This window comes from Microbacterium sp. CCNWLW41, from assembly GCF_037083505.1.
Genome location: NZ_JBAOJP010000009.1, coordinates 383,533 through 403,695, shown reverse-complemented (window position 1 = coordinate 403,695; position 20,163 = coordinate 383,533). Strand labels below are relative to the sequence as shown.

Below are 20,163 nucleotides of genomic sequence, written 5' to 3'. Positions count from 1 at the left end.
AGCCGGAGCGGCGGGCGCCTCGGCCTGTGCCGGTGCGGGAGCCTCGGCCTGTGCCGGTGCGGCGGGAGCCTCGGCCTGTGCCGGCGCGGCGGGAGCCTCGGCCTGTGCCGGCGCGGCGGGAGCCTCGGCCTGTGCGGGCGCGGGAGCCTCGGCGGCCGGAGCCGGCGCGGCACCCGCCTCGCCGATGCGCGCCAGCGGCGATCCGACGGCGACCGTCTCGTCCTCCTGCACGAGGATCTCCTGCAGCGTGCCGGCGAACGGCGAAGGGATCTCGGTGTCGACCTTGTCGGTCGAGATCTCGAGGAGCGGCTCGTCGACCGCGACCTCGTCGCCGACCTGCTTGAGCCAGCGCGTGACGGTCCCCTCGGTGACGCTCTCGCCGAGCTCGGGGAGGACGACGTCCTTGCCGCCGCCCGCGGGCGCCGGGGCAGCCTCGGCCGCAGGTGCGGACGCCTCAGCGGCAGGTGCGGGAGCCTCAGCCGCGGGCGCCGGAGCGGGTGCGGGGGCCTCCGCCGGGGCGGGGGCGGAAGCCTGAGCCGGAGCGGCGTCTGCGGCAGCAGCCTCGGGAGCGGGTGCCGCCTCTGCGCTGCCGGAGCCGTCGCCGATCTTCGCCAGCACCGCGCCGACCTCGACGGTCTCGTCTTCCTGAACGAGGATCTCCTCGATGACGCCGCTGACCGGTGAGGGGATCTCGGTGTCCACCTTGTCCGTGGAGATCTCGAGCAGGCCCTCATCGGCCTGAACGGTGTCGCCGACGTTCTTGAGCCAGCGGGTGACCGTTCCCTCGGTCACGCTCTCGCCGAGAGCGGGGAGGACCACGGATGTGCTCATGAGGAAGTCTCCTTCTGAAGATATATCGGATCTAGCTTAGTGATGGGCGGCGGCGCGGAGGGTCACAGCGCGTGCAGCGGCTTGCCCGCCAGAGCGAGGAACGCCTCGCCGAGCGCCTCCGACTGCGTCGGGTGCGCGTGGACGAACGGGGCGATGTCCTCGGGGTGCGCTTCCCACCCGACGACGAGCTGGCCTTCGGTGATCAGCTCGCCGACGCGGTCGCCGATGAGGTGGACGCCGATGACCGGCCCATCCTTCGATCGCACCACCTTGACGACGCCCCCGGTGCCGAGGATCTCGCTCTTGCCGTTCCCGGCGAGGTTGTACTCGTACGTCACCACGGCGTCCGCGCCATGCGCGTCGATGGCCTGCGCCTCGGTCAGTCCGACGGAGGCGACCTCCGGGTGGCTGTAGGTGACGCGGGGGATCTGGGAGTCCGGGATGGCGACCGGGGACAGTCCGGCGATCTCCTCCGCGACGAAGATGCCCTGCTGGAACCCGCGGTGCGCGAGCTGGAGGCCAGGGGTGATGTCGCCGACGGCCCACACGTGCGGCACGCCGGTGCGGAGGCGCTCGTCGACCGTGACGAAGCCCCGCTCGATGGATACGCCCGCCTCCTCGTAGCCGAGGCCCGCGGTCGCCGGCCCGCGGCCGACGGCGACCAGCAGGTGGTCGGCGGTGAGGCTCTTGCCGTCCTCGAGCGTCACGGTCACGGCATCCGGCGTCTGCGACGCGCTCTGGAACCGCACTCCGAGGGAGTACTGGATGCCGCGCCGGCGGAAGGCGCGCTCGAGGCCCTTGCTCAGCGCGACGTCCTCGTTGGGGACGAGGTGGTCGAGCGCCTCCACGACCGTCACCTCGGCGCCGAAGGAGCGCCACACGCTCGCGAACTCCACGCCGATGACACCGCCGCCGAGGATGACGACGCTGCGGGGGATCTCGTCGAGCTCCAGCGCCTGCTCGCTGGTGAGGATCCGACCGGCGATCTCGAGTCCGGGCAGGGTCCGGCTGTAGGAGCCCGTCGCGAGCACGACGTCCGTGCCGCGGTAGAGGTCGTCGCCGACGCGCACCGCCGGCCCCGCCTCCAGCCGGCCCTCGCCGTTCACGACGGTGATGCCGCGCGCCTTCACCAAACCCTCGAGCCCCTTGTACTTCTTGGCCACGATGCCTTCGCGGTACGCGCGCACGCCCGCCGGGTCGATGCCCTCGAGCGACGCGCGCACGCCCACCGACGCGGCATCCCGCGTCAGGTCCGCCACCTCGGCGGCGTGCAGCAGCGCCTTGGTGGGGATGCAGCCGCGGTGCAGGCAGGTGCCGCCGACCTTGTCCTTCTCGACGAGGGCGACGCTCCTGCCGAGCTCGGCGGCGCGCAGCGCGGCCGCATAGCCTCCGCTGCCACCCCCCAGTACGACGAGATCGAAGGTGTGGTCGGTCATCGTGCCTCCTCATCGAGGTCTGCCAGGACGAAGCGGACCAGACTGCGCACGGTGGCGGCCGTCGGCCCCTTGTCGGTGTAGCCGTACGGCGCGCCCTTGTGGGTCCCGCTGCCGGCGATGTCCAGATGCACCCAGGGGATCCGGGGAGCATCGGCGTCGTCGCCCGTGCGGCCGACGAAGTGACGCAGGAACAGCCCTGCGAACAGCGATCCGCCCGCAGGGTCGCCGATCTTGGCGTTCTGCAGGTCGGCGATGGGCGAGTCGAGCTCCTCGACCATGTGGGCGGGGAGCGGCAGCTGCCACGCCGGCTCGCCCGTCTCCGCCGCGGCGGCGAGGTACGCCGCGACGGCGTCGTCATCGCCCATGACGCCGGTGTGCCGGGTGCCGAGGGCGATCAGGATCGCGCCGGTGAGCGTGGCGACGTCGACGATCACGTCGGGGCGCTCGCGGCTGGCGGCCGCGAGCCCGTCGGCGAGCACGAGGCGCCCCTCGGCGTCGGTGTTGAGCACCTCGACGGTCGTGCCGTCGAGCATCCGCAGCACGTCGCCGGGGCGGATGGCGCGGCCCGAGGGCATGTTGTCGGCCAGGCACAGCCAGGCGGTCACCTTGACGGGGGCGGAGACGGATGCCACGGCCCGCAGCACGCCGAGCACCGTCGCGGCGCCCGCCATGTCGTACTTCATGCCCACCATCGAGGCGGCGGGCTTCAGCGACAGGCCGCCGGTGTCGAACGTGATGCCCTTGCCCACGAGCGCGATGTGGCGTCGCGCCCCCTCGGGGGAGTACTGCAGGCGGACGAGGCGCGGCGGGCGGTCCGACCCCTGCCCCACGCCCAGGATGCCGCCGAAGCCCTGGTCGCGCAGCGCCTGCTCGTCGAGGACGTCGACGGTGACGGGAAGCTCCGCCACCGCCTGGGCCGCACGCTCCGCGACGTCGGCGGGCCCCAGCCACTCCGCGGGCATGTTCACGAGGTCCTTCACCAGCGCCACCGAGGTCGCGGTCTCGACCACGAGCCGCAGCGCGTCGTCGTCGGCATCCGCGGTGCCGTGCACGATGACCTTGGACGCCCGGGCCTTCGGCGCCTCCGACTTGTAGCCGTCGAACCGGTAGCCGCCCAGCGCGGCGCCTTCGGCCGCCGCGGTCCACAGCGCGGGACCCGCCAGCGGCGCGGCGACGGCGACCGTGGCGAAGCCGGTCAGCGAGCGGATCGCCGCGCCGACCGCGTCGCGCAGCGCCGCGGCATCCGGGTTCGCGCCGGTGCCCACGACGGCCAGCGGCATCGACGTGCTGTCGGGTGCGTACACCCGGACGAGCGCGCCGCACGACCCCGTGAAACCCACCGCGGACAGCGACTCTCGCAGACCCGGCCAGTCCGCGAGGTCGTTCGGGGCGTCGGCCTCGAGCGGGGGGAGTGCGAGGAGAAGAGCGTCGGCTTCGGACTCTCGGACGGGTGACGTGCGGTACTCGAGGTCGGGGAACGACATGCTGTCCATCCTAGGTTTCGATAGGTCCTCCTCCGTCGCACGACTCAACCCGGCGGGGACGACGGGTGTTCGCTCTGAGCGCGATGGCAGCGACCCGGCGTCGGCGGTCGGCTCGTAGCATGGGACCATGCCCCTTACCGGCCCGCTGTTCGAGCGTGCGGCCTCCGCGCCGCCCGTCCCGCGCGGACTCCCGCTGGTGATCGCCCTCACCGGGTTCACCGACGCGGGCAGCGCCGTGAGCCAGGTCATCGACTACTTCCGCGATGAGCTGTCGCCGTCTCCGCTGGCCGTGTTCTCCAACGACGTCCTCCTCGACTACCGTGCTCGACGGCCGATCGTCGCCTTCGAGAAGGACCACCTCACCGACTACCGCCCGCAGCGCCTGGAGCTGTCGTTCGCGCACGACGCCCTGGGCCAGCCCTTCCTGCTGCTGGCCGGGTACGAGCCCGATTTCGCGTGGGATGCCTTCGCCGCGGCGGTGCTCGACTTCACCGAGGCCTACGGCGTGTCGACGGTGACCTGGGTGCACGCGATCCCGATGCCGGTGCCGCACACCCGGCCGATCGGCACGACCGTCAGCGGCACCCGGTCGGAGCTCACGGAGGCGCACTCGGTGTGGCAGCCGCACACGCAGGTGCCCGCCACCGCGGGCCACCTTCTGGAGTACCGCCTCGCGGCGGCCGGTGTGCGCATCGCGGGCTTCGTCCTGCTCATCCCTCACTACCTGGGCGACACCGAGTACCCCGCGGCGGCGCTCGCGGCGCTGGACAGCCTCACGGTCGCGACTGGGCTGGTCTTCGCGGGGGACGACCTGCGCGACGAGAACCGCGAGTACCTCGAGAAGGTGACCGAGCAGATCGAGGGCAGCGACGAGCTCGCCCGCATGGTGCAGGGGCTCGAGGAGCGCTACGACGCCTACATGGCGGGATCGACGCTCGCCACGCCGATGATCCACACGGGGGATCTGCCCAGCGCCGACGAACTGGCGGCGGAGCTCGAGCGCTTCCTCGCGTCGCGACCGGGCGAGGACGACAAGCGCGGTTCCTGACGCGACCGCCGCCCCGGCGGAATGTCCGCGTGCGCCGCGGCGTTGAAGCCTTCGATGGAGGTGCGCCGCACTCCGCGGGGCGATGCTGGCGGCGCACGGCAAGTATGAGATACTAGACGCTCTGACCCGTTGTCAACCGTCTTCGTCAGGCTTCCTGCCGAAGATGTGGACTTGACAAGGGTCTTACTAGTGTCCGAAACCGACCGGAGGCGCGCGGCGCGCGTCGACCGGTGAAAGGCGAAACGTGACTCCAGGCACGAACACCAAGGCTCGCTCGGCCGCGAAGGACACCGAGTCGAACGAGATGAAGGCTCCGGCTGCGACGAAGGCCGCGGCGCCGAAGGGCGGCGCGAAGGCGAAGGCCGCGCCGAAGACGGCGTCCAAGCGCGCGAAGAAGTCGGACGACGAGTTCGAGGACGACGTCGAGGAGCTCGACGACGACGTCGAGCTCGAGGGCGACGACGTCGACGCCGACGAGGAGTCGGGCGACACCGCCGCCGCCAAGACCGAGGGCAAGCCCGCTGCCGCCGACGACGCGAACCCCGCCGAGGAGGAGGACGAGGAGGAGAGCACCAAGCCGGTGTTCACCGAGCCCCTCCCGACCGGCGCCATCGTCATCTCGTCGAGCGACGAGGACGACGTCCCCGTCTACTCGACGCAGATCACCGGCGCGACCGCCGATCCGGTCAAGGACTACCTCAAGCAGATCGGCAAGGTGCCGCTGCTGAACGCGGCCGAAGAGGTCGAGCTCGCGATGCGCATCGAGGCGGGCCTGTTCGCCGAAGAGAAGCTGTCGCACATGTCGGCCGCCGAGAAGACGTCGCAGCTCGGTCTCGACCTGCAGTGGGTCGCCCGGGACGGTCAGCGCGCGAAGAGCCACCTGCTGGGCGCCAACCTGCGCCTCGTCGTGTCGCTCGCCAAGCGCTACACCGGCCGCGGCATGCAGTTCCTGGACCTCATCCAGGAGGGCAACCTCGGTCTCATCCGCGCGGTGGAGAAGTTCGACTACACCAAGGGCTTCAAGTTCTCGACCTACGCGACGTGGTGGATCCGTCAGGCCATCACGCGCGCCATGGCCGACCAGGCGCGCACCATCCGCATCCCGGTGCACATGGTAGAGGTCATCAACAAGCTCGCGCGCGTGCAGCGGCAGATGCTGCAGGACCTCGGTCGCGAGCCCACGCCCGAAGAGCTCAGCCGCGAGCTCGACATGACCCCCGAGAAGGTCATCGAGGTGCAGAAGTACGGCCGCGAGCCGATCTCGCTGCACACGCCCCTGGGTGAGGACGGCGACAGCGAGTTCGGCGACCTCATTGAGGACACCGAGGCTGTCGTGCCGGCGGATGCGGTGGGCTTCACGATGCTGCAGCGCCAGCTCGAGTCGCTCCTCGACTCGCTCTCCGAGCGCGAGGCCGGCGTGATCCGCATGCGCTTCGGACTCGGCGACGGCCAGCCCAAGACGCTCGACCAGATCGGCGACACGTTCGGGGTGACCCGCGAGCGCATCCGCCAGATCGAGTCGAAGACGATGGCGAAGCTGCGGCATCCGTCGCGCTCGCAGTCCCTCCGGGACTACCTCGAGTGAGTGAGGCGAACGCCGGCAAGGCACTCACCGTCCAGGTCGAGGGTTCGTCGTTCGCGCGCATCCCGATCCGCACGCGGGTCGTGATGCCCGGCGACGATCTCGACGCCTTCGTGCGCGAGTACGCGGCGGACGTGGTGCGCGAGGGCGACCTGCTCTTCGTGACCGAGAAGATCGTCGCGATCACGCAGGGCCGTTCGTACCTCGTGGAGGACATCCAGCCGCGCAAGCTGGCCTTCTTCCTCTCGCGGTACGTCACTCGCACGCCCTACGGCATCGGCCTCGGCATGCCCGAGACGATGGAGATGGCGCTGCGCGAGTGCGGGACGATGCGGATCCTGTTCGCCGCGGCGGTTTCGGCCGTGACGAAGCTCTTCGGCCGCAAGGGCGACTTCTACCGCATCGCCGGCGACAAGGCCCGCGCCATCGACGGGCCGACGTCGGGCACGATCCCGCCGTACAACAAGGCTGTCGTGCTCGGACCCGAGCGCCCCCGCGAGGTCGCACAGCACCTGAAGGCGCTCCTCGGCGGCGTGTCCGAGGTCGCCGTCGTCGACATCAACGATCTCGGCGGCAACGTCCTCGGCTCCACGCTCGACAAGGCGCAGGAGCGGCGACTGGTCGCGATCCTCAAGGACAACCCGCTCGGGCAGGGGCACCAGTCCACGCCGCTCGGCATCGTCCGGGCGGTCTGACCGCCGTCACGCGAAAGGCGCGGCATCTGCTCGGATGCCGCGCCTTCGACGTCTTCAGGTCCTCCTCAGAACCCGATGGCCTTCCGATAGCGCGGCTTGTGGCCGGTGCGGATGCCGGTGACGCTCGGCTTGTTCTCGTACACGCCGGCACCCCAGTTGCCCTCGACGAGCACGGGCCCGTCGGGCGTGACGACGATGTCCCAGCCCACGTACTGGATCTGCGGCACCACGCGCGCCACCTGGTCGACGAACGCCTTGACTTCGTCGACCATGGGCAGCTGGAAGTCGGCGATCACGAAACCGCTGTCGGGGTGCGCGACGTGCACGTGCCCGTGCGAGTCGTAGCCGGGGCCGACGGCGCGGCCGTCGTCGTCGAGCATCGTGTAGAAGCCGCCGAAGGTCATCTGGTCGCTCACCTCGCCGCGCCCGAACTTCTGGGCCATCGCCAGGATGTGCGTCTCCTCGCCGTCGAAGAAGGCGGTCACCCTGGTCGTGTTCACCGTCCCCGGGCAGACCGCCGCGAGGTCGGCGTGCTGGCGGATGACCTCCTCGATGAGGAGTTCGCCGCGCGCGAGGAGACCGCGGTGGAACTCGTCCCAATCCGACACCTCGCTCGCGTGATAGCGGTGCACGCCCGTCCCGGCCTGGCCCACGGGCTCCTTCGTGACGATCGTCCCGTGCTTCTCCGCGAAGGCGCGCACGGCGTCGGCGTTGCCCTCCTCGACGATCATCCAGTCGCGCCGCAGGAACTCGCTGAACGTGCGGTCGAAGGCCACCTTGTCGTGGAAGAGGTGGCGGTAGTCGGGGTGGTCGTACTTCTGCGACAGCTCGTTCGACACCGGATGGGTCATATAGGTGGCGCGCTCGGCGCGGCTGAGGATCGCGAAGTCGTAGTCGACGTAGTCCTGGAAGCCCACCTGCCGGAAGCCGGCGGACCACAGCATGTCGGCGAGCACCGCGGGGGTCCACTTGCCGTGTGCGTGCGAGGTCTCCTTCGCGCGTTCGAGCACCGAGCCCACATCGATGCGGCGGGCGCGGGCGGCGAGATAGCGAAGGCGGGGCGCGAGGCCGAGGCCCTGAGAAGGCATGCGTGCTCCGGGGTCGGGTTCGGGGGACCCCGTTAGTCTAGAGGCGTGAGTTCGTCGATCCCTGGGCATGCCGCGACGGGATCCGATCCACGCAGCGCTCCGGTCGCCCGCGTCTCGCGCGCGGCGCTGGCGGCCAATGCGCGCGCCGCGCGGGAGCGCGGCATCCGTCGCTACGGGACCGCCGTGCTGCAGGCGGACGCCTGGGGGCACGGCGCGGCGCTAGTGCAGCAGGTCCTCGACGCCGCGCGGTTCGCTTCCGCCGGCGACGGCACGCCCGCCGACGCCGACGACGTGCTCGCTCCCGAGACCCTGTTCGGCCTCCCCGGCGGCGATGCCGGCACGACACCGGCCCTGCGCCTGTCGGGCACGGTGCTGTCGGTCAAGGACCTCCGCGCCGGCGAGGGGGTCTCGTACGGCTACGCCTTCCGCGCACCCGCCGACACGCGGATCGCGCTCGTCACGGGCGGGTACGCGCAGGGCGTCGTCCGCGGGCTCGGAGGGGCCGTGGACGTGAGCATCGCGGGGGAGCGGCATCCGATCGTCGGACGCGTCGCGATGGACGTCTGCGTCGTGGACGTCGCGGATGCCGCGGTCCGACGCGGCGACGAAGCGCTCTTCCTCGGCGACCCCGGCGCAGGAGAGCCGTCGCTCGCCGACTGGGTGCGCGTGACCGGCCTGCGTTCCTCGGAGCTGATCACGACGGTCGGGCTCCGCGCACTCCGCGAGGAGCTGCCGTGACCGCGACGCTGCACGTGGACCTGACCGCCCTCGTCGCCAACATCACGAGGGTGCGCGAGGCCGTCGCTCCGGCCGAGCTGATGCTCGTCGTCAAGGACGACGCGTACGGGCACGGCCTGGCCCCCGTCGTGCGGGCCGCGGCGGGCGCCGGCCTCCGCTGGTTCGGCGCGTTCGACATCGGCACGGCCCGGGCGGTGCGCGGGGAGCTCGGCGAAGACGTCCGCATCTTCGCCTGGATCGCGGCCGCGCACGCGGATCTCCGCGCCGCCGCCGAAGCGGGCATCGACCTCGGGGTGGGAGACGCCGACCTGCTCGAGGACGCGGCGGCCGCGGCCGGGCGTGTCGGGCGGCCGCTGCGCGTGCACCTGAAGCTCGACACGGGCCTGCACCGCAACGGCGTGCGCCCCGAGGCGTGGCCCCGCTTCGTGTCCCGGGCGGCCGCGCTGGAGGCGGAAGGCGCGCTGGACGTCGTGGGCATCTGGAGCCACATCGCCGAGGCGTCGGACGACGAGGACGACGACGCGCGGGCCCTGTTCGAGCGCGGGCTGCAACAGGCGCACGACGCGGGGCTCCGCCCCGTCGTCAGGCATCTCGCCGCCAGTGCGGCCTCGTTCGCGCGCCCGGAGTTCCGGTACGACATGGTTCGCGTGGGCGCCTTCTGCTACGGCATCCGCTCGGCCGGAGGTCCGTTCGCAGGCCAGCTCGGGCTCGTGCCCATCGCCCGGCTGGAGGCTGAGGTGCTCGGCGTCGGAGAGGACGGGGTACGCGTCGACGTGGGCGCGCTGCACGGTCTCCCTTCGCGCCTGGAGGGGCGGGCGAGCGTGGCCACCCCGGCGGGGACCCGGCGGCTCCTGTCCGTGGGGGAGATGGACTCGCTGATCGCTGCGTGGCCCGGAGCGGCCCCCGGAGACCGCGTGATCGTGTACGGGTCCGGCGCGGACGGCGAGGCGAGCGCGACCGATCTCGCCGAGCTCATCGGCACGATCGGCGAGGAGATCGCCGTGCGCGTCTCACCGCTGGTCCCGCGTTCGTACGCGGTGGAGTGAAGCCCGTCGCCGTCAGTCGGTGTCGGACAGCCGCGCGGTCTCGTCGTGCCAGCTCGTGGCGATCGAGCGAAGCTTCTCTTCGTACTTGCGGCCGTGGTGCGCGCAGAACAGCAGCTCGCTGCCGTTGACCTCGGCGGCGATGTACGCCTGGGCGCCGCAGGAGTCGCAGCGGTCTACCGCCGTGAGGCGGTGCTCGAGGACGGCGCCGTTCTCGGTGGGTGTCGAAAGCGTGGTCATCTCGGTGCCTCCTCGTATGCGTAGAACTCCGTAGCGGTCATGAAATACAACCACGCCCACGTCTGAGAATGCCCGGAACCGACGACATTTCGCTGAGCGCGTACGCGTCCTGCCCCATGGTGCGTGTCTGCGCGGACGTGTCGGGAGCCCCGATTACCATGGGAGATTGTGACCTCCGAGTACTCCGCCCATCATCTGCAGGTGCTCGAGGGGCTGGAGGCGGTCCGGAAGCGCCCCGGCATGTACATCGGCTCGACCGACGCCCGCGGCCTCATGCACTGCCTCTGGGAGATCATCGACAACTCCGTCGACGAGGCGCTCGCGGGGCACGGCTCCCGCATCGACATCGTGCTCCACGCCGACGGCAGCGTGGAGGTGCGCGACCGCGCGCGCGGCATCCCGGTCGACATCGAGCCCCGCACGGGCCTGTCCGGCGTCGAGGTCGTCTTCACCAAGCTCCACGCCGGCGGCAAGTTCGGCGGAGGGTCGTACGCCGCGTCCGGCGGCCTCCACGGCGTCGGGGCATCCGTCGTCAACGCGCTCTCGGAGCGGCTCGACGTCGAGGTCGATCGCGGCGGCAAGACGTGGGCGATGTCGTTCCACCGCGGCGAGCCCGGGATCTTCTCCAACGGCAGTCCGGACTCCGCCTTCACGCCGTTCGAGGAGCGCAGCGAGCTGCGCGTCGTGGGCCGCGCGGCCAAGGGCGTCACGGGCACGCGCATCCGGTACTGGGCCGACCGCCAGATCTTCACGAAGGACGCGGCGTTCAACCTGCAGGAGCTCGAGCAGCGCGCCCGGCAGACGGCGTTCCTCGTCCCCGGTCTCGAGATCGTCATCCGCGACGAGCGTCCCGGCACCGAGACCGGCGAGCCTGTCGAGACGAGCTACCGCTTCGACGGCGGCATCTCCGAGTTCGCCGACTTCCTTGCACCCGACGCCGGCGTGACCGACACGTGGCGCCTCACCGGCTCCGGCACCTTCACCGAGACCGTGCCGGTGCTGCAGGCATCCGGCGCCATGGTCCCCACCGAGGTCGAGCGGGAGTGCCAGGTCGACATCGCCGTGCGCTGGGGGACCGGCTACGAGACGGTGTCCCGGTCGTTCGTCAACATCATCGCCACCCCGAAGGGCGGCACGCACCAGCAGGGATTCGAGCAGGGTCTGATGAAGGTGCTGCGCGATCAGGTCACGCAGAACGCGCGACGGCTGAAGGTCGGGAACGACAAGCTCGAGAAGGACGACATCCTCGCCGGTCTCACCGCCGTCCTCACCGTCCGCCTCCCCGAGCCTCAGTTCGAGGGACAGACCAAGGAGGTCCTGGGCACCCCGGCCGCCCGCCAGATCGTCGCCAACGTCGTCACGCGGGAGCTCACGGCCCGATTCTCCTCGTCCAAGCGCGATGACAAGGCCCAGACCTCGCTGCTGCTGGACAAGGTCGTCTCCGAGATGAAAGCGCGCATCTCCGCGCGCACGCACAAAGAGACCCAGCGCCGCAAGAACGCCCTCGAGTCGTCCTCCCTCCCTGCGAAGCTCGCCGACTGCCGTTCGAACGACGTGGGCGAGTCCGAGCTGTTCATCGTCGAGGGCGACTCTGCGCTGGGCACCGCCAAGCTCGCCCGCAACAGCGAGTACCAAGCGCTGCTGCCGATCCGAGGCAAGATCCTCAACGTGCAGAAGGCGTCGGTCAGCGACATGCTGTCCAACGCCGAGTGCGCGGCGATCATCCAGGTGATCGGCGCCGGGTCGGGCCGCTCGTTCGAGCTGGACGCCGCACGCTACGGCAAGATCATCCTGATGAGCGACGCCGACGTCGACGGCGCGCACATCCGCACGCTGCTGCTCACGCTGTTCTTCCGATACATGCGCCCCCTCATCGAAGAGGGCCGCGTGTTCGCCGCCGTGCCGCCGCTTCACCGCGTTGTGGTCATGAACCCGGGCTCCAAGCCCAACGACACCATCTACACCTACTCCGAGGCGGAGCTGCACGGGCTGCTCACCAAGCTCACGAAGGCGGGCAAGCGCTGGCAGGAGCCGGTGCAGCGCTACAAGGGGCTCGGCGAGATGGACGCGGATCAGCTCGCGACCACGACGATGGATCGCGCCGGCCGCACGCTGCGTCGGGTGCGGATGGAGGACGCCGAGTCCGCGGCATCCGTCTTCGAGCTGCTGATGGGCAACGACGTCGCTCCCCGCAAGGAGTTCATCATCGACTCGAGCGACCGGCTCGCGCGCGAGCGCATCGATGCGTGACGCGAGTCGGATCAAGGTCGGGTAGCGCGCGAGGAACGAGCACGCGTATCGAGACCTCCCACCGCCGACCCGCCCCGGTCAGCGGACGCCGGTGCCGATCGCCCCGATGACGCCGTCCAGCGTCGTGCCCGAGGCATCGCGCTTGGCCCCCGATGCCGGGAGCGCGCGAACGGCGCCGTCCGGCCCGATCGCGCGCGGATCGGTGCCGACCCAGGCGATCGTGATCGCGTCTTCGCCCCTGAGGAACCGCTGAGCCCGCACTCCGCCGGTCGCACGTCCCTTCGCGGGGAACTCGCTGAACAGCGACACCTTGGCGCTCCCGGCGTCGGTGCCGGCGATCGCCGTGGTCGATCCGGCGACCGTGACCACCACGGCGTCGAACTCGGACGGTCCCACGACGTCGAAGGCGACGACCTGGGCGCCGTCAGCGAGGCGCATGCCCGCCATGCCCCCGGCCGACCGGCCCTGCGGGCGCACCGAGGATGCGTCGAAGCGCAGCAGCTGGGCGTCGCTGGCGACGAACACGAGCTCGGCCCCGTCGGAGGCGGGTGCGGCGCCGACCACGCGGTCGCCGTCCTTGAGGGAGATGATCTCGATGTCGTGCTTGGTGCCGAGCTCCCCGGCCGCGACGCGCTTGACGACGCCCTGCGCGGTGCCGAGCGCGATCGGCGGGGTGCTCGCCAGCGGAACGATGGCGACGACGTGCTCGCCGCCGCTGAGGCCGAGGTACTGGTCGCCGCGGGTCCCCGCCGCGAGCTGCACCGAGTTGCCGGGCACGGAGGGGAGATCGACGGGGGAGAAGCGGATCAGTCTGCCGAGGCTCGTCACCGCGCCGAGGTCACCGCGGGTGGTCGTATCGACCGCGGATCGGACCGCGTCGTGCTTGGAGCGGCGGGCGGGTGGGACGATGCCGCCGCCGGGGGCGTCGGCGACGAGCTCGGCGCGCACCATGCGGCCGGTCGCCGACAGGAACACACGGCACGGCGCGTCGGCGATCTGCAGATCGGCGGGGGCCGCGGCCGCACGCGATCGGGGCTGCACGGGGCCGCCGTTGAGGAGGAGCGTGCGGCGGGGGGTGCCGAACGCCTCGGCGGCGGCATCCAGCTCCTTGGCCACCTGCGCGCGCAGCAGGACGTCGCTGCCGAGGAGCTCCTCGAGCTCGGCGATCTCGCGCTTGAGATTGTCACGCTCCGTCTCCAGCTCGATGCGCGAGAACTTCGTCAGCCGCCGAAGCCGGAGCTCGAGGATGTACTCCGCCTGCGGCTCGGAGAGGTCGAAGACGTTCATCAGGCGCCCGCGCGCCTGCTCGCCGTCGTCGGAGGTGCGGATGACCTGGATGACCTCGTCGATGTCGAGGATGGCGATGAGCAGACCCTCGACCAGGTGCAGGCGCTCGTTGCGACGGGCCAGGCGGTAGCGGCTGCGCCGGGTCACCACGCTGATGCGGTGATCGAGGTACACGCGCAGCAGCTCGCGGAGGCCGAGCGTCTGCGGCTGGCCCTCGACGAGTGCGACGTTGTTGATGCCGAACGAGTCCTCGAGCGGGGTCAGCCGGTAGAGGTGCTCGAGGACGGCCTGCGGGTCGAACCCGGTCTTGATGCCGATGACGAGGCGCAGGCCCTTGTGGCGGTCGGTCAGGTCGGTGACGTCCGAGATGCCCTGGAGCTTCTTGGCGTTGACCGCGTCCTTGATCTTCTCGATCACGCGCTCGGGACCCACGAGATACGGCAGCTCGGTGACGACGAGGCCAGTGCGGCGCGGCCCGAGCGACTCGATGGAGACCTTCGCGCGGGTGCGGAAGCTGCCGCGGCCGTTCGTGTAGGCGTCCTTGATCCCGTCGAGACCGACGATGATGCCGCCGCCGGGGAGGTCTGGCCCGGGCACGAACTCCATGAGCTCGTCCACCGTGGCGTCGGGGTTGTCGAGCAGGTGGGTCGCGGCGCCGACCACCTCGATGAGGTTGTGCGGCGCCATGTTGGTCGCCATGCCGACGGCGATGCCGGTGGTGCCGTTGACGAGCAGGTTCGGGAACGCCGCCGGCAGCACCTCGGGCTGCTGGAACTGCCCGTCGTAGTTCGGGATGAAGTCGACGACGTCCTCGTCGAGGTTCTCGGTGAGCGCCAGGGCGGGTGGCGCGAGACGCGCCTCGGTGTAGCGCGGGGCCGCGGGGCCGTCATCGAGCGAGCCGAAGTTGCCGTGCCCGTCCACGAGCGGCACGCGCAGCGAGAACGGCTGGGCCAGACGCACGAGGGCGTCGTAGATGGGCGCATCGCCGTGCGGGTGCAGCTTTCCCATCACCTCGCCCACGACACGGGCGCTCTTGACGTGCCCGCGGTCGGGACGCAGGCCCATGTCGGCCATCTGGAAGAGGATGCGCCGCTGCACCGGCTTCAGCCCGTCGCGGGCGTCCGGCAGCGCGCGCGAATAGATGACCGAGTACGCGTACTCGAGGAACGACGTCTGCATCTCGGACGAGACGTCGACGTCCTCGATGCGTCCGTGATCGGCGGCTGCGGGATCGGTGCGGGAAGCGGGCATGTGACGATGAGGCCTCGGGTGACGGCGGGAGCGAGGTGGGGAGATCGCAGTGTGCGAGACTGGCCCCGATGTCCTTCAGCCTACCCGCGGACCCGCCCCGCGCCCGGAGCCTCACCCGTGTCGTTCCCGAGATGTCGGCGGCTCTGACGGGCGACTCCGAATGGTTCGCGCCCGCCCGGAGCGCGATCGTGTGGGTGCTCGACGGGCTCGGCGCGCACAGCCTCTCCGCCCGCGCGGGGCATGCCCGCTTCCTCGCCGAGGCCCGATCGAAGCGCGATGTCGCACGAACGGTCTTCCCCTCGACGACCGCCGCCGCCCTCACGAGCCTGCTCACCGGCGCGCAGCCGGGGGAGCACGGCATCGTCGGCTACCGCGCCCGCGTTCCCGGCACCGATGACGTCGTGAATCAACTGCGCGGCTGGGACACCGACGATCTGCCGCTCTCGTTCCAGCGCGCGACGCCGCTTTCGGCGACGCTCGGCCGCCCCTTCTTCGCCGTCTCGCGCGAGGAGTACCAGAGCACCGGTTTCACCGTCGCCACGCTCGGCGACGCCGAGTTCCACGCCGCCGACGACCTGGAAGACCGCGTGCGGATCGCCGCCGACCTCGCGGCGGGGCATCCGGGATCCCTCGTCTACCTGTACGCGCCGGATCTCGACGCCGTCGGACACAAGCGCGGCTGGGAGTCCGACGAGTGGATCGCGGTGCTGGAGCACGTGGATGCCGCCGCGCGCACGCTCGCCGCCGCGGTCGACCGCGGCACGGGCGTCGTGGTGACCTCCGACCACGGAATGATCGACGTGCCGCGCCACCGGCACGTCCTGCTCGAGGAGGGTCCGCTGCTGGAGGGGGTGCGCCTGGTCGGCGGCGAGCCGCGCATGCTCCACCTGTACGCCGAGCCCGGGCAGGCGGACGCCGTGCTCGACCGGTGGCGCGAGGCCGAGGCATCCCGCTCGTGGGTCGTCTCGCGCACCGAGCTGGAGGCGTCCGGCCTGATGGGTGACGTGGCACCGGAGGTCCGCGAGAGGATCGGCGACGTCGTGGTCGCCGCCCGCTCGGGCATCGCCTACTACGACGACCGGCTGGCCGACAAGGCGCCGCAGAAGATGGTCGGTCAGCACGGATCGTTGACCGACGAAGAACGGGTCGTCCCGCTCATCCGGCTCGGCGCGTTCGCCTGATCCGCAGACCTGACGGCAGCGTCCGCGTGGTCCCGGTCAGTCGTCGGAGCGGGCGCCGAAGACGATCTCGTCCCACGAGGGCATCGACGTGCGGCCCTTGCGGCGACCCGCCTCGGCCACGGCGGGCGAGGGAGGCTGGTAGTCGGATGCCGGCGGCTCGTCGTCGCCGGCCGTCTCCTCGTAGCCCGGCTCGAGCGCGTCGAACAGGGCGACCGGCGCGGTGCTGCGGGGCGACGCAGCGACCTCCTCGGCCCCTGGCAGCGGTTCGCGCTGGCCCCGCCTGCGACGCAGCGCCTCGAGCAGGTCGGCTGTCTCGGCCGAGGTCGTCACGGGAGGCTCGCTCGCGCGCTTGATCGCCGCCTGCTGCACGGCCGCCGCTGCCGGCGCCGGCAGGTCCGGCGACTCGAGGTCGGCGTCGGGAAGCCGGCGCGGGCCGAACGCGCCGCTGTCGAACCGGGAGTCGTCCTTGGTGGGGGCGGTCTCGAGCGCCCGCAGACGGGGGATCAGGCCTTCCGGCAGCGATCCCTGACGCGAGAGCTGGATCGCGTCGGAGTTCAGCGGCGACAGCGTGGAGCGGCGCGGATCGAATCCCCAGCGGGCGTCATGGCCGATGTCGTTCGAGGTGAACTCGAGCTTGACGATCCAGCCGGTCGGCTCCTTCCAGCTGGTCCACCGCTCTCCGACGGCTCCGGCCTCCGCGAGCTTGCCGCGCACCGCCGACCCGAAGGTGGTCTGGCCGTCGCCCTCGAGGTCGCCGCCCAGCAGCACCGGGACGGCCAGCGCCTGGCCGACGACGTGCTCGCGCTCGGCGAGCACGGGACCCTCGAAGCGGACGACGTCCTCGACGCGGGCGCCCAGCAGTTCAGCCACCTCGCGCGCGGAAAGCCCCGAGCGGATGTGCGACTGTATCTCGCGCGGGCTCGGCCGAGGAGTCTGCGCGTCGGTGTCGCGCTCCTTGCGCGCCTTGCGCAGCTCCACACGCAGCACGTCGTCGACGTCGAGCGAGAATCTCTCGCCGGACTCGGTCGCCAGAACGAGCTTGTCGTCCTCGGTTCCGATCACCTTGAGCTGTTCCATGCGAAACGCCCCTCCGATCCTGCCTGTCCGCCCATGCTGACACAGCGGACTGCGCGCGCCGGGAATATCCGACGCGCGCCGCGAGTTTCACGCGGCAGCACCCCCGAGAGCGGCCGGATCGCATTTGCGAAATGAGGACCGGTCGTGCAAACTATCGCCGCCCGCAAGGGCCAGCGCAACCCGCGATACCCCGGAAGTAGAGACCTTCACGCATGGCCACCGATTACGACGCCCCCCGCAAGACCGAGGACGACAGCGAGTCGATCGAAGCGCTCAAGGAGCGCGTTCCCGACAAGCTCTCGGGTTCGGTCGACGTGGAGGACGCCGACAACCCGTCGGGCTTCGAGCTGCCCGGTGCCGACCTGTCGGACCTCGAGCTCGACGTCGTCGTTCTCCCGCCCCAGGAAGACGAGTTCACCTGTTCGAACTGCTTCCTCGTCAAGCACCGCTCGCAGCTCGATCACGACACCGCGCACGGGCCTATCTGCTCGGAGTGCGCCGCCTGATCTGAGCCCGCCGCACCGCGGCGGCCAGCCGATCCGGCGTCCGCGAGGAGATCACCCACGCGGTCGTCGGGTCGTCGGGATCGGTCACGGGGATCACCACGACCCCGTCGATGCCCCCGCGGATGAGATGCCACGACCGCGGATCCAGACCCGCCCCGCGCGCGTGACGCGCATCGTCGCCCGTGTGCATCGCCGGGTCTCCGAGGAACTCCACTCCGATGTGGGCGCGCCCCGCCCGCAGCTCGCCGTCCCGGATCTCGAGGACCGGCGCTGCCGCGATCAGCACGCCGACGAGGAGCACCCCCACCGCCACCCCGATGACGAGCGCGACCGTGGTGTCGACGGGAGTGAGCACGAGCGCCACCATCGGAGCGGCCAGCGCCGCCGCCACCAGGATCCACAGCGAGGGACCCAGCCGCTCGCGATAGCCGTCGGTCCGAGGGCCCGCGGCTCCGGCATGACGCGTTGAGTTCTGCATTAGCCTCATGGGGTGACTGAAACGGTGGACGTCCCCATTATCGCCCCCGACGTCCCGGCGTACGCCCACCCGGGCGACGCGGGCGCCGACCTCGTGGCGGCCGAGGCGGTGCGCCTGGAGCCCGGTGGGCGCGCCCTCGTCGGGACCGGCGTGCGCATCGCGCTCCCGGAGGGCTACGTCGCGTTCGTGGTGCCCCGCAGCGGTCTGGCCGCGAAGCACGGCATCACGGTCGTCAACGCCCCCGGCACCATCGACGCCGGCTACCGCGGCGAGATCAAGGTCATCCTGCTCAACACCGACCGCGAGCAGGCCCACGACATCGCCGTCGGCGACCGCATCGCGCAGCTGATCGTGATGCCGGTGCCCCGCGCGGTGTTCATCCGCGTGGAGACCCTGCCCGACAGCGTGCGCGGCGAGGGCGGCTTCGGCTCCACCGGCTATCAGAAGGACGGAGTCCTGGCATGACCGATCCCTCATCCGCCGACGGGCCGCGCAAGGTCGCGCCCGAGGACCGCGCCGAGACGGGGCCCTTCGACGAGTCCGAGGCGAATCCCGTGCGGCCGTACATCGACCTCGGCGGGATCAAGATCCTCCCGCGCGAGGGCCTGAACCTGCGCCTCGAGGTCGAGGAGCAGACCAAGCGCATCGTCGCCGTCGGGCTGGACTACGCCGGCTCGACACTCCAGGTGCAGCCCTTCGCCGCCCCGCGCTCGGCGGGCCTCTGGGAGGAGACGCGCGAGCAGATCCGCCAGCAGATCCGCCAGCAGGGCGGCCGCGTCGAGGAGCGCGAGGGCCCGCTCGGGCCCGAGCTGCTGGCCGAGGTGCCGGTCGTGGCAGGCCCGGACGGCACCGCCGGCAAGCGCCTCGCGCGCTTCGTGGGCGTCGACGGACCGCGCTGGTTCCTGCGCGGCGTGATCGGCGGGGCGGCCACCGCCGACGTCGAGGCGGCCGCTGCCGTCGAGGACCTCTTCCGCTCCATCGTGGTGGTGCGCGGCGGATCGCCGATGCCCCCGCGCGACCTCATCCCGCTGCGGATGCCGGCGACGCCGGGCACGGCGTGAGCGACGCCCCGCGGTTCGACGACGACGCCGGCCGTCCCGCTCCCGGCGGCACGGCGGGCGACGCCGGCGAGCAGACTCATGCCGCGCCCTCGGCATCCGACGTGCTCGGCGCCGCCCTGGGCGGCGCCGCGCGTCGCGCCGGACTCGACCCCGCCGAGGGGAAGAGCACGGGCCACGTCGTGTGGGCCGCCATGGGCGGCTGGCGCGGCATCCTCGAGTCCGTGCTCCCCGGCGTGGTGTTCCTCGTCGCCTGGACCGCGACGTACGACTCCGATCCGGACGTGCGCTCGGGGAACCTTCCGCTGAGCCTCGGGCTGTCGGTCGGCCTCGCCGCGGTCTTCACCGTCGTGCGCTTGATCCAGCGCCAGTCCGCGAGCGCGGCGATCGGCGGTCTGATCGCCGCGGCCGCCGCAGCGGGACTGTCCCTGTGGACCGGACGGGGAGAGGACAGCTTCATCCCGGGCTTCCTCACCAACACGCTGTACGGCACCGCGTTCCTCGTCTCGGCGTTCGTCGGATGGCCGCTCATCGGCCTCGCCGTCGGATTCCTGATGGGGGAGGGCACCGCGTGGCGCGCCGACCGGCGCAAGCGGCGCGTGTTCTTCTGGCTCTCGATCGCCTGGGCCGCGCTTTTCGCCCTGCGCCTCATCGTCCAGGTGCCGCTGTACCTCGCCGGTGACGTGGCCGCCCTCGGCACGCTCAAGCTCATCATGGGCCTGCCGCTGTTCGCGCCTCTCGTCGCCGTGACGTGGCTCGCCGTGCGTGCGCTCTACCCGTCCTCGCCGAAGTGATACATTTATCTTGACATCAAGATACTTTCCCGCCGCACGATAAGGGAGACCTCACTAGCCGAGGGCTCCGGTGCGGGGGAAGATGGGGATGCCGGA

19 protein-coding genes are annotated in these 20,163 nt (G+C 71.4%); 11 read left to right on the top strand and 8 right to left on the bottom strand.

Annotated elements, in window-relative coordinates:
* From V6R91_RS28460 to V6R91_RS28450, 3 genes are all read right to left on the bottom strand, one after another.
* A partial coding sequence (locus V6R91_RS28460; protein ID WP_336398044.1) for a biotin/lipoyl-containing protein occupies window positions 1–831 on the bottom strand: 831 nt, incomplete at its 3' end.
* A 62-nt stretch (window positions 832–893) separates the two neighbouring features.
* The gene (gene lpdA, locus V6R91_RS28455; RefSeq protein ID WP_336398043.1) at window positions 894–2,267 is read right to left on the bottom strand and encodes a dihydrolipoyl dehydrogenase; all 1,374 of its coding nucleotides are present in this window, start codon (window positions 2,265–2,267) and stop codon (window positions 894–896) included.
* On the bottom strand, window positions 2,264–3,751 hold the full coding sequence (locus V6R91_RS28450) for a leucyl aminopeptidase (RefSeq protein WP_336398042.1): 1,488 nt from the start codon (window positions 3,749–3,751) through the stop codon (window positions 2,264–2,266). Before V6R91_RS28450 ends, lpdA begins: the two co-directional genes overlap by 4 nt.
* Window positions 3,752–3,878: 127 nt before the next feature.
* On the opposite strand from V6R91_RS28450, the gene V6R91_RS28445 reads away from it, so the two are divergent.
* The 3 genes from V6R91_RS28445 (at window position 3,879) to V6R91_RS28435 (ending at window position 7,076) form a co-directional block, all read left to right on the top strand.
* A complete protein-coding gene (locus V6R91_RS28445; protein ID WP_336398041.1) occupies window positions 3,879–4,799 on the top strand; it encodes a PAC2 family protein in 921 nt (306 codons plus the stop codon).
* A gap of 244 nt (window positions 4,800–5,043) precedes the next feature.
* Complete coding sequence (locus V6R91_RS28440) at window positions 5,044–6,384, top strand: RNA polymerase sigma factor (RefSeq protein WP_442928190.1); 1,341 nt, start codon at window positions 5,044–5,046, stop codon at window positions 6,382–6,384.
* Window positions 6,381–7,076: a coenzyme F420-0:L-glutamate ligase gene (locus V6R91_RS28435; protein WP_336398040.1), complete on the top strand. Its 696-nt coding sequence runs from the start codon at window positions 6,381–6,383 to the stop codon at window positions 7,074–7,076. Before V6R91_RS28440 ends, V6R91_RS28435 begins: the two co-directional genes overlap by 4 nt.
* 65 nt (window positions 7,077–7,141) lie before the next feature.
* On the opposite strand, the gene V6R91_RS28430 is transcribed toward V6R91_RS28435, so the two are convergent.
* Window positions 7,142–8,164 carry a sugar-transfer associated ATP-grasp domain-containing protein gene (locus tag V6R91_RS28430; protein ID WP_336398039.1) on the bottom strand — a complete coding sequence of 341 codons (1,023 nt, stop codon included), beginning with the start codon at window positions 8,162–8,164 and terminating at the stop codon, window positions 7,142–7,144.
* A gap of 45 nt (window positions 8,165–8,209) precedes the next feature.
* Here V6R91_RS28430 and V6R91_RS28425 point away from each other — a divergent pair, with 45 nt between their 5' ends.
* Complete coding sequence (locus V6R91_RS28425) at window positions 8,210–8,902, top strand: alanine racemase C-terminal domain-containing protein (protein ID WP_336398038.1); 693 nt, start codon at window positions 8,210–8,212, stop codon at window positions 8,900–8,902.
* The gene (locus V6R91_RS28420) at window positions 8,899–9,948 is read left to right on the top strand and encodes an alanine racemase (RefSeq protein WP_336398037.1); all 1,050 of its coding nucleotides are present in this window, start codon (window positions 8,899–8,901) and stop codon (window positions 9,946–9,948) included. The genes V6R91_RS28425 and V6R91_RS28420 overlap by 4 nt, the downstream gene beginning before the upstream one ends.
* Before the next feature lie 12 nt (window positions 9,949–9,960).
* Here the strand turns inward: V6R91_RS28420 and V6R91_RS28415 are convergent, their stop codons facing one another.
* Window positions 9,961–10,185: a DUF7455 domain-containing protein gene (locus V6R91_RS28415; protein ID WP_336398036.1), complete on the bottom strand. Its 225-nt coding sequence runs from the start codon at window positions 10,183–10,185 to the stop codon at window positions 9,961–9,963.
* Window positions 10,186–10,350: 165 nt separating this feature from the next.
* Between V6R91_RS28415 and V6R91_RS28410 the strand changes: the two genes are divergently transcribed.
* Window positions 10,351–12,435 carry a DNA gyrase/topoisomerase IV subunit B gene (locus tag V6R91_RS28410; protein WP_336398067.1) on the top strand — a complete coding sequence of 695 codons (2,085 nt, stop codon included), beginning with the start codon at window positions 10,351–10,353 and terminating at the stop codon, window positions 12,433–12,435.
* A 78-nt stretch (window positions 12,436–12,513) separates the two neighbouring features.
* Here V6R91_RS28410 and V6R91_RS28405 read toward each other — a convergent pair whose 3' ends face one another.
* Entirely contained in the window at window positions 12,514–14,973 is a 2,460-nt protein-coding gene (locus V6R91_RS28405; protein WP_336398035.1) for a DNA gyrase/topoisomerase IV subunit A, read from the bottom strand.
* 68 nt (window positions 14,974–15,041) lie between these two features.
* On the opposite strand from V6R91_RS28405, the gene V6R91_RS28400 reads away from it, so the two are divergent.
* A complete protein-coding gene (locus tag V6R91_RS28400; protein WP_336398034.1) occupies window positions 15,042–16,154 on the top strand; it encodes an alkaline phosphatase family protein in 1,113 nt (370 codons plus the stop codon).
* A 36-nt stretch (window positions 16,155–16,190) separates the two neighbouring features.
* On the opposite strand, the gene sepH is transcribed toward V6R91_RS28400, so the two are convergent.
* Window positions 16,191–17,231 (bottom strand): septation protein SepH, encoded by a 1,041-nt coding sequence (gene sepH / locus V6R91_RS28395; protein ID WP_336398033.1) that lies wholly within the window; start codon window positions 17,229–17,231, stop codon window positions 16,191–16,193.
* A 212-nt stretch (window positions 17,232–17,443) separates the two neighbouring features.
* On the opposite strand from sepH, the gene V6R91_RS28390 reads away from it, so the two are divergent.
* Window positions 17,444–17,737 carry a DUF4193 domain-containing protein gene (locus tag V6R91_RS28390; protein ID WP_336398032.1) on the top strand — a complete coding sequence of 98 codons (294 nt, stop codon included), beginning with the start codon at window positions 17,444–17,446 and terminating at the stop codon, window positions 17,735–17,737.
* Here V6R91_RS28390 and V6R91_RS28385 read toward each other — a convergent pair.
* Window positions 17,712–18,215 carry a DUF3093 domain-containing protein gene (locus V6R91_RS28385; protein ID WP_336398066.1) on the bottom strand — a complete coding sequence of 168 codons (504 nt, stop codon included), beginning with the start codon at window positions 18,213–18,215 and terminating at the stop codon, window positions 17,712–17,714. The two genes, V6R91_RS28390 and V6R91_RS28385, sit on opposite strands and share 26 nt — an antisense overlap.
* 12 nt (window positions 18,216–18,227) lie before the next feature.
* Between V6R91_RS28385 and dut the strand changes: the two genes are divergently transcribed.
* The 3 genes from dut to V6R91_RS28370 are packed head-to-tail and all read left to right on the top strand — an operon-like array spanning window position 18,228 to window position 20,067.
* The gene (gene dut / locus V6R91_RS28380; protein WP_336398031.1) at window positions 18,228–18,680 is read left to right on the top strand and encodes a dUTP diphosphatase; all 453 of its coding nucleotides are present in this window, start codon (window positions 18,228–18,230) and stop codon (window positions 18,678–18,680) included.
* Window positions 18,677–19,276, top strand: a complete 600-nt coding sequence (locus tag V6R91_RS28375) for a DUF3710 domain-containing protein (RefSeq protein ID WP_336398030.1) — start codon at window positions 18,677–18,679, stop codon at window positions 19,274–19,276. Before dut ends, V6R91_RS28375 begins: the two co-directional genes overlap by 4 nt.
* Complete coding sequence (locus V6R91_RS28370; RefSeq protein ID WP_442928189.1) at window positions 19,273–20,067, top strand: DUF3159 domain-containing protein; 795 nt, start codon at window positions 19,273–19,275, stop codon at window positions 20,065–20,067. The genes V6R91_RS28375 and V6R91_RS28370 overlap by 4 nt, the downstream gene beginning before the upstream one ends.
* Window positions 20,068–20,163: the final 96 nt, after the last annotated feature.

Bases quoted from the DNA above. Each gene is read 5' to 3' on its own strand.
- lpdA (WP_336398043.1), bottom strand. From the start codon at position 2,267: ATGACCGACCACACCTTCGATCTCGTCGTACTGGGGGGTGGCAGCGGA.
- V6R91_RS28450 (WP_336398042.1), bottom strand. From the start codon at position 3,751: ATGTCGTTCCCCGACCTCGAGTACCGCACGTCACCCGTCCGAGAGTCC.
- V6R91_RS28445 (WP_336398041.1), top strand. From the start codon at position 3,879: ATGCCCCTTACCGGCCCGCTGTTCGAGCGTGCGGCCTCCGCGCCGCCC.
- V6R91_RS28430 (WP_336398039.1), bottom strand. From the start codon at position 8,164: ATGCCTTCTCAGGGCCTCGGCCTCGCGCCCCGCCTTCGCTATCTCGCC.
- V6R91_RS28415 (WP_336398036.1), bottom strand. From the start codon at position 10,185: ATGACCACGCTTTCGACACCCACCGAGAACGGCGCCGTCCTCGAGCAC.
- V6R91_RS28405 (WP_336398035.1), bottom strand. From the start codon at position 14,973: ATGCCCGCTTCCCGCACCGATCCCGCAGCCGCCGATCACGGACGCATC.
- V6R91_RS28400 (WP_336398034.1), top strand. From the start codon at position 15,042: ATGTCCTTCAGCCTACCCGCGGACCCGCCCCGCGCCCGGAGCCTCACC.
- sepH (WP_336398033.1), bottom strand. From the start codon at position 17,231: ATGGAACAGCTCAAGGTGATCGGAACCGAGGACGACAAGCTCGTTCTG.
- V6R91_RS28390 (WP_336398032.1), top strand. From the start codon at position 17,444: ATGGCCACCGATTACGACGCCCCCCGCAAGACCGAGGACGACAGCGAG.
- V6R91_RS28385 (WP_336398066.1), bottom strand. From the start codon at position 18,215: ATGCAGAACTCAACGCGTCATGCCGGAGCCGCGGGCCCTCGGACCGAC.
- V6R91_RS28375 (WP_336398030.1), top strand. From the start codon at position 18,677: ATGACCGATCCCTCATCCGCCGACGGGCCGCGCAAGGTCGCGCCCGAG.